The organism is Pusillimonas noertemannii (genome assembly GCF_003096595.1).
Classification (GTDB): domain Bacteria; phylum Pseudomonadota; class Gammaproteobacteria; order Burkholderiales; family Burkholderiaceae_B; genus Pusillimonas; species Pusillimonas noertemannii.
Window position 1 is genome coordinate 693,229 of the sequence record NZ_QEKO01000001.1, and the last position, 12,095, is coordinate 705,323.

Annotated in this window: 11 protein-coding genes; 9 read left to right on the forward strand and 2 right to left on the reverse strand. The window is 53.2% G+C overall.

Annotation, left to right across the window (positions count from 1 at the left end):
• Positions 1–22: 22 nt before the first annotated feature.
• Positions 23–739: a helix-turn-helix domain-containing protein gene (locus C7440_RS03240; RefSeq protein WP_165832429.1), complete on the reverse strand. Its 717-nt coding sequence runs from the start codon at positions 737–739 to the stop codon at positions 23–25.
• A 221-nt stretch (positions 740–960) separates the two neighbouring features.
• Between C7440_RS03240 and C7440_RS03245 the strand changes: the two genes are divergently transcribed.
• The 5 genes from C7440_RS03245 to C7440_RS03265 all read left to right on the forward strand — a co-directional run bounded on the left by C7440_RS03245 (position 961) and on the right by C7440_RS03265 (position 6,813).
• The gene (locus tag C7440_RS03245; protein WP_116517449.1) at positions 961–2,016 is read left to right on the forward strand and encodes an aromatic ring-hydroxylating dioxygenase subunit alpha; all 1,056 of its coding nucleotides are present in this window, start codon (positions 961–963) and stop codon (positions 2,014–2,016) included.
• A 209-nt stretch (positions 2,017–2,225) separates the two neighbouring features.
• Entirely contained in the window at positions 2,226–3,908 is a 1,683-nt protein-coding gene (locus C7440_RS03250) for an FAD-dependent monooxygenase (protein WP_165832430.1), read from the forward strand.
• Positions 3,905–4,441 carry a VOC family protein gene (locus C7440_RS03255; RefSeq protein WP_116517451.1) on the forward strand — a complete coding sequence of 179 codons (537 nt, stop codon included), beginning with the start codon at positions 3,905–3,907 and terminating at the stop codon, positions 4,439–4,441. The genes C7440_RS03250 and C7440_RS03255 overlap by 4 nt, the downstream gene beginning before the upstream one ends.
• Entirely contained in the window at positions 4,438–5,574 is a 1,137-nt protein-coding gene (locus C7440_RS03260) for an alpha/beta hydrolase family protein (protein WP_116517452.1), read from the forward strand. Before C7440_RS03255 ends, C7440_RS03260 begins: the two co-directional genes overlap by 4 nt.
• Before the next feature lie 78 nt (positions 5,575–5,652).
• Complete coding sequence (locus C7440_RS03265; RefSeq protein ID WP_116517453.1) at positions 5,653–6,813, forward strand: ABC transporter substrate-binding protein; 1,161 nt, start codon at positions 5,653–5,655, stop codon at positions 6,811–6,813.
• Positions 6,814–6,945: 132 nt separating this feature from the next.
• Here the strand turns inward: C7440_RS03265 and C7440_RS20265 are convergent, their stop codons facing one another.
• Positions 6,946–7,137, reverse strand: coding sequence for a hypothetical protein (locus C7440_RS20265; RefSeq protein ID WP_371743453.1), 192 nt, complete (start codon positions 7,135–7,137; stop codon positions 6,946–6,948).
• A 695-nt stretch (positions 7,138–7,832) separates the two neighbouring features.
• On the opposite strand from C7440_RS20265, the gene C7440_RS03275 reads away from it, so the two are divergent.
• From C7440_RS03275 to C7440_RS03290, 4 genes are all read left to right on the forward strand, one after another.
• On the forward strand, positions 7,833–8,468 hold the full coding sequence (locus tag C7440_RS03275; protein ID WP_279305851.1) for a UbiX family flavin prenyltransferase: 636 nt from the start codon (positions 7,833–7,835) through the stop codon (positions 8,466–8,468).
• Between the two features lie 375 nt (positions 8,469–8,843).
• Entirely contained in the window at positions 8,844–9,632 is a 789-nt protein-coding gene (locus C7440_RS03280) for an enoyl-CoA hydratase/isomerase family protein (protein ID WP_165832431.1), read from the forward strand.
• A 3-nt stretch (positions 9,633–9,635) separates the two neighbouring features.
• Positions 9,636–11,150, forward strand: coding sequence for a class I adenylate-forming enzyme family protein (locus tag C7440_RS03285; RefSeq protein WP_116517457.1), 1,515 nt, complete (start codon positions 9,636–9,638; stop codon positions 11,148–11,150).
• Positions 11,147–11,887 (forward strand): alpha/beta fold hydrolase, encoded by a 741-nt coding sequence (locus C7440_RS03290; RefSeq protein WP_116517458.1) that lies wholly within the window; start codon positions 11,147–11,149, stop codon positions 11,885–11,887. Before C7440_RS03285 ends, C7440_RS03290 begins: the two co-directional genes overlap by 4 nt.
• Positions 11,888–12,095: the final 208 nt, after the last annotated feature.

The following is a 12,095-nucleotide window of genomic DNA, read 5'->3' on the forward strand; positions in this document are numbered from 1 at the left end:
CTTGCTCTATAGTGCAGCCAGTTTAGTCATCACGTAAGGTTTTGGCGTATAGCTCATTTAATGAAGTAACGCCCAACTTTTTGTAGAGTCTTTTGCGGTATACCTTTACTGTATTAATGGACAATTTTTGATCCAGTGCTATCGCTTCGTTGTTGAGGCCGGTCAATAGTAGTTGCAAGACCATGTTCTCGCGGGGCGATAGCGTAACAGGCCCGGATTTCTTTGTGTCGTGTTGGGCAGGTTGTTGAGATCGTTCGGCATAGGCTATAACCTTGCTTAGTTGCTCCGTCTTGGTAAGTCGATAATGGTGTGAGATCAAGCTTGATAACAAAGGCGCTAACCGTTCAATTAATTGATATTCTGATTTAGAAAAATGCTCGGTGTTAATAGCGCGGTAAAAATTGCAATAGAAGACACGCCCCTCGCGATAAAAAATTAGGCTGCACTTGTCGCCATACCCCTGCCTTTGCCAAAACACGCTCCGGTATTGGGAGCTTGGCAGGGTCCGCACATCAAAGCGAGCTATGCGGAATGAATCATGGGGATTAAAGTTCTGAATAGTTGTGAGATTCGGATCGAGCCGAAAATATCGCTCGCAGAAGATTTGTTCGAGGTTTGAAGAAACTCGCGGGGGTGAAATATCGCCCGCCAGAAAGACCGGCTCGAAGCCTGTCGCACCTCGATAGACCATGCCTGTTATTTGGCCCATGGGCATATAGTCCTGCAGAAACTTCAACATGGCCCTGGCAAACTCAGTGGCACCCACGGCACCTACAAGGGACTCGACTGACGGTAGCTGAAGCCCCGGTAAGTTAGTGTTCCGGTTCATTCTATTGAAGGCCTTTCATGCTCCAAGTCACCTGAAAAGGGTACGCGGCTCAGGCGGCAAATTTCCTACAATTTGAGTTATTCCTTTCAAAACCAAAAAGCTATAAGGGAAATAACAATTAGGAGACAGTTATGGCATACATCAGAAACGCTTGGTATGTAGCAATGTGGTCGCAAGACCTCAATAGCCAACCCCAAAATCGCCTCATACTCAATGAACCTATTGTCCTATTTCGGGATGGCAGAGGCAATATCGCAGCTTTAGATGATCGATGTCCCCACCGTCAGGCACCACTCCACTTGGGCAAGGTATGTGAAAGCGGCACGCTCCAATGTGGCTATCACGGATTGGAGTTTGACAAGAGTGGAGCCTGTGTCAGGAATCCCCATGGTAACGGAAGTATACCCAAGGCCATGCGTGTGAAATCCTACCCAGTAAAAGAAATGCACAGCCTAGTGTGGATTTGGATGGGCGAGCGTGAGCCTGACTATTCGGCGATTCCAGATCTTTCTATGCTGGACAATGCTTTGCCGGAGCATGTTACGCGTCGTGACTTCCTGAGCATGAACGCCAATTACGAACTCGTGGTCAACAATCTTCTTGATTTATCGCATGTCGCCTTCTTACACAAAGGTGTATTGGGCAATGAGGATTCCACTGGTGCCCAAGTAAAGGTCACCCAAGAGGGAGACAATGTAACTGTGTCACGTTGGATGCCTGGAGTCGCCGCTCCTCGCTTATTCGATATGCTTTTCCAGCGTGATGGAAGGGATGTCGATATGTGGGCGGAAATTACATGGATTCCTCCTGGGAGCCTACTTAACGACACGGGAGTGACCGGTATAGGAGCCAGCAGAGAGGCGGGTTCGGGGATTATTGGGCTGCATTTACTGACGCCGGAGACGGAGCAGTCGACGCTCTACCATTTTGCCGCCGTCCGGACGAATCCGCGCTCTTTCCCGCCCGATATTGAAACGCAGATCATGAGAGATTTAAGTGACTTGCGGCGTAAAGCTTTCGTTGAAGAAGATATGCCTATGATAGAGGCGCAGCAGCGCATGCTCGGTCTTGGTAATGGGGAGCGCGAACCAGTGTTACTCGAAGTGGACGGCGGTGCCGCAAGAATGCGGCGGATACTGCAGCAAAGAATAAAAAGTGAAACCGCTTCCGGCATCTCGGCTCCATGAGTGCATCCAAAGAATAAAGGTCGATCGTTCGGCTGAGGCGATCGCACGCGGAAGCAGGCACTCCATCAACGAAATGTAATTTCTGCGAGTCCTTCTTGACGGAACAGTTCCACCCTTTTATAGTTAACGTAACGTGTTCTATTTAACGTAACGCAGGAGTGTGGAGAACGGCCAGTATGCCGCGTCTTCGTCAAACGCTGGGAAAGGAAATGCACAATTACGAAGTAATCATTGTGGGCGCAGGCCCCGTTGGAACAGCTGTCGCCATCGAACTCGGGCGGCGCGATATACGGTGTTTGGTGTTGGAGCAAACCGACGGTATATTTCGCGATCCTCGCATGCATGCCATCAATGTGCGCAGCATGGAAGTGATCAGGCAGTGGGGGCAGGAAGGTCAATTGCGAGATTGTGGCTGGCCTAAAGACCATCCTCAGGACGTCACCTTCATCACTTCTCTAACCGGGTACGAGCTTGGCCGAATTGAGTGGCCCTCCATTGCTCGTTGCCGTCCGCCCGTGCAAAGCCCTACGTTTGCCCAACGCTGCCCGCAAAGCTGGTTCAATCCCATTTTGCATCGGCACGCCGCTACCTTTCCCTCCGTAGACATACGCTGGCTGACGCATGCCATCGCAGTAGAACAAGATGAGCATGGGGTGCGCGTTCGTGCCGAGCGGCTCGAAGACGGAAGAACCGAGGTTTTCGAGGCGGCATATCTTGTCGCCTGTGACGGCGCAAGAAGTGAAATCCGGGAGTCGTTGGGCATCGAGCGTGATATGAGCGATGTCTATGGCTATTCAGCTGAATCTACGTTTGTCAGCGAAGAGCTGGCAGAGCTCAGCAAGCCCAGGCTCGCCGGACGATACACTCCCGTCAGCGAAAAAGGAATATCCGCCTCGCTTTTGCCTCACAATGGACGTGACACGTATCGCATGACGATCATGGCTGACCCGGGCAAAGTAGATGAGGCTCGCATGACTGACGCCATATTTGCATGTGCTGGCCGCCCGATTGCCTTTACATACACTTCGGGCGTCTTGCCTTGGGTCAACCGCGAAGCAATCGCCAAGCGATTCCGGCAGGGGCGGATATTTCTTGCCGGAGACGCGGCCCACACAATGCCTCCGACGGGCGGATTCGGCTTTAATACTGGACTGCTGGATGCTCATGATTTGGGATGGAAGCTCGCAGCTTGCCTGCAAGGCTGGGGAGGCCCCAAATTGCTGGATTCTTATGAAATCGAACGCCAAGAGGCCAGCAGGAGAACGGCCAATATGGCCGGCCAGATTTACAAGGAGTGGTTTGCGGTCGCTCCGCTACTGAAGCAAAAAGGTCATTTGTTGACAGAGCCGTCGGAAGAGGGCGAAAGCGCTCGCAGCGAGGTCGGAAAACTATTGACTCATACCTTTCGGCAAGAGTTCAATCCGCTGGGTGCGGCACTTGGCTATCGATACAACAATTCTCCCATTTGCGTCGGTGACGGCTCGCTCGAAACCGTGGATTCCATCGTCGAATACGTGCAAACCGCTCGGCCGGGGCACAGAATGCCTCATGCATGGTTGGATGATGGGCGCTCCACACACGATCTGCTGGCCAATACGCTGACCCTCATCGATTTCACGGACGAACAGCAATATATTCAGAAGTTCGATGCGGTCGCGCGTACTTTGAATGTTCCTTTGGCGACCGTGGCGCTATCCGATAAGCGGATAGCGGATCTCTTCGAGTGCCGCGCCGCAATAGTGCGTCCCGATGCGCATGTAGCCTGGCGCAGCGGCTCGTTAGAGGATCCACAGGATGTCCTGAGGATCGTCACGGGAAATGGAAGAGAAGAAACAAGCGAGGGCGGCCAGCCTGTATTTGTCCATACTGATGGCAAGAGGTATCAGACATGAAATCTACACTATCGCCAAATTCTGTTGAAGGCCTGCATCACTTCGCCTGGCGATGCAAGGATGCCGAAGAAACCAGGCATTTCTATGAGGATGTGCTTGGAATGCCCCTGGTGCATCTGATCAAGCAAGACTATGTCCCCAGTACTGGCGAGTATTGCCCGTACGTGCATATCTTCTTCAAGATGCTCGATGGCTCTTTTGTGGCATTTTTCGACCTTGGCGACGACACGGCAGCATCCCCTTCGCCCAATACCCCCGCCTGGGTCAACCATATTGCCTTGAGGGTGGAGACCATGGACGAACTGATGCGCTTGAAAGCGCGTCTTGAAAGCCATGGCGTCGAAGTGCTGGGCGTCACCGATCATGAAATCATCAAGTCCATCTACTTCTTCGACCCCAACGGCTTGAGAGTGGAGCTGACCGTGTCCACGGTAACGGAAAAGGAAATGGCGCAGCACGCCGCTGAAGCACATGATCTGCTCGAGAAGTGGAATACCGAGAAAGCGCGCAGGCAAAGCGGGGCGGAATCATGATGGCTCCGCAGCGTCAGCTCATTTCGATCGATGTGAATGCCGGTGTGGCGATGGAGAGCCAGTCGGGGCTTCAGAACTTGAGGCCGCGCATATATGGTGCATTGGCCGTACCCCAAAACGATAGCAAGCGCGTCGCCACACTGGTCATGCACCCCACGAGCAATTTCATGGGGCACTATCTGCTTGACGCGCTCGCAAGCCGCGGCGTTGCATGCCTTGCGCTCAACTCCAGGTACGTGGGTAACGATGCTCTACTGTTGATGGAGCAGGTCATCAAGGATCTGGGCGCCGGCGTGAAGTGGCTGCGGCAACAAGGCTACAAGCAAGTCGTGCTCATCGGAAACTCGGGTGGAGCCGCACTTATGAGCTTCTACCAGGCGCAAGCGGAATCACTCACAGCAGTCGAGTATCCGGACGGGCTTCCCACGCACCTTGCCGCCGATGATCTTCCGCCCGCCGACGGGCTGATTTTTTCGGCTGCGCATGCGGGACGATCGCGGCTGCTGGCCCAATGGCTGGATCCCTCCGTGCTAGACGAATCGGATCCCTTGGCGGCAGACCCGTTGTGGGACATTTATGCGGAAGGCGCCGGGGCGACGTTCACTCCCGAATACGTCACTGAATTCCGTAAGGCGCAGTTGCGGCGCCGAGACAGAATACAAGACTGGGTTCTTTATCGTTTGCGTCTGCTTCGGGCCAACCCGGACGGCCCCCAGGATCAGACATTCCTGGTCTATAGAACCCACGCCGATCCCAGATTCATCGATCTTTCCGTAGACGCCAACGACAGGGCGCTCGGCTCCATCTGGGGAGATGCCAAGACGGTGAACTACGCTGCGAACGCGATGGGCCGATTCAATACATTGAGATCGTGGCTTTCCCAATGGTCTTCGCTCTCGCAAGCCGACGGGCCCGACAATTTGGCCAGAACCTCCGTCCCGACGTTATTGATGGTCCATACGGCGGATGCGTCCACGTTCCCCAGCACGGCCCAAGAGTGGCAGGCGGCAGGCGAAAACAGATTGACGAGCATTAAAGTAAAAGGGGGAACGCATTATCTGTTCAATCAGCCGGAGTTGGTCACATTTTCGGCGGATGCATTCAAGGATTGGGTGGATAGGCTTCGGAGTTGAAGTGCAATTGTCGGGTAGTTGTCGATGCCTAAGCATCAAAGTTGGCCCGATGCCATAGTTCTAAGGAGACATATTCCAATGAAACTGAAAAATCTGCTGGCCGCCGTTTGCCTTGCCGGCTTGACCGGCACAGTATTCGCACAGACGCTGAAAATCGGTGTCACCATCCCCAAGACCGGCCCTGCGGCAAGTCTTGGGGCGGGGGCAGCCAACTCGATCAGCATCTGGCCCGAAACAGCGGGAGGAGTGCCTCTGGAGATCACTATCCTAGATGATGCCAGCGACCCCACGGGGGCGGTTGCCAATGTTCATAAGCTGCTTAGCCAGAACAATGCGGATGTGATCGTCGGTTCCTCTATTACGCCTTCAACACTGGCCATGCTGGACGTTGTGGGTGCGAAGCAGGTTCCCCTGATCTCGCTTGCCTCGTCCACCCGCATCGTGGACCCGGTCGAGGGCAGCCGGAAGTGGGCATTCAAAGTAGTCGCCAACGACAGTATCTGGGTTGGCTCCGTGCTTGAGCACATGCAGGCCAACGGGGTCAAGACACTCGGCTTCATAGGGTTCAGCGATGCGCTTGGCGAGTCCTGGCTTACGGAGTTGCAGCGAGAGGCCTCGAACCACGGGGTATCCATCGAGGCCATAGAGCGTTTCAATCCGCGTGATACGAGCGTCAATGCCCAGGTCGTCAAGCTCCTTGCCGCCAAAGTCGATGCCGTATTGGTGGGCTCGTCAGGAACGCCGTCCGTACTACCGGCCCTTACTCTGCGCAATAGAGGCTACAAGGGCAAAATATACTTGACGTCGGGCGCCGGCAATCACGATGTATTGCGTGTAGGCGGCGCGGCTTTGAACGGTGTATTCTTGCCGGTCGGACGAGCGTTGATATGGAAGGACTTGCCTGATAGCGATCCTTTCAAAAAAGGATTGAGCGAATTCGCCCAGAAATACGAGGCCAAGTTCGGGGAAAACAGCATCGATTTGTTCGCAGCTCAAGCGTATGATGCGTACACGTTACTGGACAAGGCGGTGCCAAGTGCTCTCACGCAAGGCAAGCCTGGCACCAGCGAGTTTCGCGAAGCTTTGAGAGACGCGCTAGAGAACTTGAAAGACGTATACGCCAATGCCGGTGTCTACAATTTCAGTCCGACAGATCATAGCGGCTTGGATAAGCGTGCTTCTGTCATGGCAGAAATCAAGAATGGCAAGTTCGTTCCTGTCGCAGGTGGCCGACACTAAGGACGGATAAGTTGCGCTGAAGCCAGCTCGGACGCTAATAAAGTTGGCTGCCAGAAGTTTCGATTTGCGTTTCTCTTTTCGGAGAGGGAAACGGGGCGGAGAGGGCACTCTTCTTCCCGTTTCCGATCTGGCTCACCCCGCTAACGCCCAGACTATTTCCGCATCAGAAAATATGTCAATGTCGTCATCGAGCGCGAAGATATGCTTCACATCAGCATTCGAGGCCGTAACGGCAGAAATCGCATTCCGAACTTCACCTACATACTGCTGGTTTGGCGATAAACGCAGGTGGAACATGCCGCCGCTTGACTGCGTTGCATAAATAGCGACTGGTTAGCGTACAGCCGTGATAAGCAAGTTCAAACCGCCGCGTCAGTTCGGAAAGGGGTGAGTTGCGCCATGTCGCTGCGATCTAGTTTGTGCCTCCGATTGTGATCGTCTGAACAGGTCTCAGCTACGCCCAATAGAACCGCCTTGGCATTTCCTTCCAGGCGAGCGCCGAGTTCAATCACGCCAACCTGCGTATTGACCACGTCAAGATTGCCTGATTCGCGAAAGCGCTCGGAAGCCAGATTGATTCTACTGTGTAGGCGATTCCCATTTTTCTGATCTTCTATGCATACCATAGGTAGATAGAATGTTACGTTATAAAATACATGTATTTTCAAGTAAATGCCAGCTGTCTGCTAGAGAGGCTGGTGAGAACCATAAAATTCTTTGTTTGCTAAATGGCGATAACTGAGATAAGTTTCGTAATGCGTTACGCTGGAGACGCCGTTGCTCCGTACCAAGCGGAATTAGCACCGCTTTCTTGTGCCCCCGGCACATAAAAATTCACAGATCAGCTCATGCCGCGCAGCTATCGGTTTTTGAACAGGTATGTGTCAAGAGGCTGCCGCCTCCGCGCATAATTCAATGCTGAATGCGAAGCACATTAGTGCTGTATTTAGCACTAATTCGTTGCCTGTCATGCGCCGACCGCCGAATGGACCCAAGAAACGTATTGCGGAATGTGCTGGATGAGCTGGAATGTGCGAACTGGAATACGTTTTTTGGAGATTTTTGGAATGACGCGCCGCTTGATCGTCGGTATTTCGGGTGCTTCGGGTGCTATCTACGGCATCCGCTTAATGAAGCTGCTTCGGGCTTGTGATGGGATAGAAATCCACTTAGTTATTAGTACAGCCGGCGAACGCACGATAAGCGAAGAGACCGATTACAGTCTGGCCGAAGTGAGGGAATTAGCGCATGTGAATCACCCGCTGCGAAACATCGGTGCATCCATTGCAAGTGGCTCATTTCGTAACATGGGTATGGTGATAGCGCCATGTTCGGTCCGTACGCTCGGGGCGGTGGCCTACTGTCAGGCAGAAAATTTGTTATCGCGAGCGGCCGATGTAACGCTAAAGGAAGGGCGGCCGTTGATTCTCTTGCTGCGTGAAACGCCACTTCATGCTGGCCATATAAAGGCCATGGAACTAGCGTGCCGGGCTGGTGCGGTAATCATGCCTCCAGTCCCGGCCTTTTATAACAGGCCGCAAACCTTGGATGACATCGTAGACCATACCGTTGGCCGAGTGCTAGATCGCATTGGTATCGAACATGAGGCTTTCCCTCGATGGACAGGGCTCGTTTGTCCTCGTGGAGCGAAATAGGCGATTCCGCTAGCCCGAGCGCTGCCTAAGCACCGCTAAATGCGCTCATATCCGTGCGCCAGTTTTTTCAAGAATCCCTTCTCTAAAGCCTTGCCCTTGCACGCAATGACTTAGCACCGCCAGGTGTCAGCTTGTCATAGTCATGGAACGGCAAGGGGAAGATTTTAAATCCTTCATACTACGTAACGCGTTACGTGAAAGAGACAGAAGTGGAATCTAGGGTTAGCCCTTATTTAATATATATCAGCATCAAATATAAAATACATGTATCGAATGCCGTAACTAAGTGGAGCTGAGCGCTAGATTATGGTTGGGGTCGGTCGGCCACACCCAGCGGTTCCACGACCATATTGCTTGTCAACTAGGAGTGAAAGAGTGGATTACGAAACAGTAGCCTTTGATGTTCGGCCCGACGGCATCGCCACCATGACCTTGAATAGACCAGATCAACTGAATTGCTTCACTCAGAAGATGTTTCAGGAATGGGCCGATATCGTCGGTCGTTGTGCTTACGACGACAACATCAGAGTCCTAGTGATCACTGGTTCTGGTCGCGCATTTTCATCGGGCGTAGACATCACTGTGCTTGGAAGCGATAAATACAATTCGGCCCAGTTTCGATATTACTATCGGCAGAATCATATGGGTTTCGACAACCTTGAGGCCTTAGAAAAGCCTGTGATCGCCGCGATCAACGGCATATGCTATGGCGGAGGTATTGAGTTAGCGCTGTCTTGCGATATTCTTCTCGGCGCCGATGATTCAACGTACTGCCTAGTTGAGAACCATATTGGTTGTATCCCGGCTAGCGGCGCCTGCAATCGAATGATCCATTTTGTGGGTCTTGCCAAGACAAAAGAAATGGTGATCAACGCCAGACCCATTGATGCGCACGAGGCATGGCGTATCGGACTCCTCAATCAAGTCGTGCCCGCAAAAGACTTGCTGCAGGAAGCATACGCCTATGCCGAGCGACTGCTTGACAACGCACCTGCCGCTATGGGGATGGGCAAGCACGTAATCAATCTTTGCCTTAACACCGATATGCATACCGGCCGCTACATCGAGCGGCTTGGCCAGAGCGTCCTTGTACTGTCCCAGGACCACAAGGAAGGAATGCAGGCGTTCAAAGAGAAGCGTAAACCCAAGTTCACCGGCAAATGAGTCATGTTTCCTATTTCACAAATTCTGCCGCGCGCACGTGCGCTGTACGCTGACCGCCTCGCTATCAGCGACGGAGAGTTGCGGTTCACGTTCGAGGAACTCGGAAACCGAGTCGACGCTCTGGTCGGCGGCCTCAAGAGTAAGGGGCTTCAACCCGGCGACCGTATCGCCATCCTAGATGTCAACTCGTATCGATATGCCGAGATGTATTACGCTTGCGCGCAGGCGGGATTTATATTGTTGCCGCTGAATTCGCGTTTAGCTCCTCTAGAGCTCAAGTTCGTGCTAGAGGATTCAGGGGCGAAAGCGCTGGTCGTCACAGAGCCTTTCTTCGAGACGGCGGAGGGGCTCACTATCGACGTTCTGATCAAGGACTATGACGCCCTTATCGCCAGCGCGCCGCCAGATACTCATGTCGCAGACGCTGCTCTCGACGACATTGTGCAAATCTATTACACAAGTGGTACTACTGGCGAACCTAAGGGTGTGTGTTTAACGCACCGCAATATGGTTGCAAGCGCGTTCGACTCGATCGTTGCGGCTGAGCTTGGCCAGAATGATATATGGTTGCATGCGGCTCCCATGTTTCACCTGGTAGACGCGTGGGCGCTATGGTCCATGCCATTGCTGGGCGCCGCGCAGGTCATGGTGCACTTCGCTCCCGAGAAAATGATGGAGGTCGTGCAAAAGGCCAAGCCTACAGCAGTGGCCTTACCGCCAACGCTGATCAACATGATAATCAACCATCCAAAGGTTCATGATTATGATCTTTCTAGCCTCCGGCTGATCATGTATGGCGGTTCGCCGGCTCCACTCGGCGTTCTACAAAAGGCTGTCGAAGTTATACCGACGAGTTATCTCCAGGCCTATGGCACAACGGAAACTTCAGGTATGACCGCCCTTGCCAGTGCCTGCGACTTTCACGTAACGGGCACGGCCGAGCAACAGGCTCTTACCAGCAATGCTGGACGTCCGGTACCTCACATTCGTTTAGAGATCTTCGATGACAATGCACAGCCCTTGCCACGGGGGCAGGTCGGAGAGGTGGTGATATCGGGCGCTCGCGTGATGAAGGAGTACTGGAACAAGCCCGAGCATACGGCCGAAGCTCTGAAAGACGGCTGGTACCACACGGGTGATGTAGGGTATGTCGATGACGCCGGTCGTCTCTTCATCGTGGATCGCAAGAAAGACATGATCATCAGCGGAGGTGAGAACGTATATTCGGTAGAGGTCGAAAGTCTCATTTCGCAGCATCCGGCCGTGCTTGAGGTTGCTGTGATTGGTGTGCCCGATAAACAATGGGGTGAGGCGGTAAAAGCCATTGTTGTGGCGCGAGACGGCACCTTCGTTACTGCAGAAGATATTGTCGATTTTTGCCGTGGAAAGATCGCCGGCTACAAGATTCCGAAGTCCTTCGATTTCTCGCAAACACCTCTGCCAAAGACCGGGCCGGGCAAGATCGCAAAGCGCCATTTGCGAAATCAATATTGGGCAGGCAGCGAGCGCGCATTATGAATCTCTGGAAACGTGAAGGAGGTGAAGGTGGGGCGCGGCGCTTAGTGTTGATTCACGGCTTGGGAGCGAATGCGGACGTCTGGCTCCCACTTCAAGACAAATTGCACGCACGCTGGCTCGCGCCCGACCTGCGCGGACATGGACGATCGCCACATCGACGCCACTACGGTTTTGCTTCTTACGCGTCAGATGTCGCGGAGCTTTTGGAGCAGGATGAGGAAATTGACGTTGTGGGTCATTCGCTTGGAGGCGTGGTTGGAATGGCTCTCGGTACAGGCTGGTTTGGTGTGAAGGTGCGCCGAGTACTAGCGTTCGGCGTTAAGACTCAATGGACAGCCGATGAAATAGCAAGATCCCGGGCCCTTGCGAATAACCCAGTCAAACTATTTGATACTCGAGAGCAGGCGGTAGAACGATACCTGAAAGTCTCCGGTTTGTCCGGGCTCGTCCCACCGTCCAGTGAGGTCGCAAAGAATGGCGTAAGCGAATCCGAAAATAAATGGCGCCTCGCGGCCGACCCATTTATCAACGCGATTGCGGACTTGCCTGTCGCGCGTCTGGTGGGTGCCATGCAGTGCCCCCTCAGGATGGCAGCAGGAAGCGAAGATCCCATGACTACAGCGAGCGACATGGCACTGTTCGATTCAGCAGCGGGAATCATAGAAGGGGCGGGTCACAACGTTCATGTTGAAAAGCCAGTGGATTTATGTAGATGGATTCAGCAAAGTTTGATTTGACGAGCTACAGGTGAGACTCGTCTGGAGTATTCAATGAAGAAGTCTTGTGAAATACGCTCAGCTTTTGCGGCACTAGCTATGCCGTTGGGAAGGCGCCCGCTACCCCCGGTGCTTCACATGCTTTGAGATTCAAGGGTGAAACTTGGCCTGTATTTTCAAAGGGCGGCCAATTTCGCATTCTTCGACGGCATTGAAGATACATGTTAGT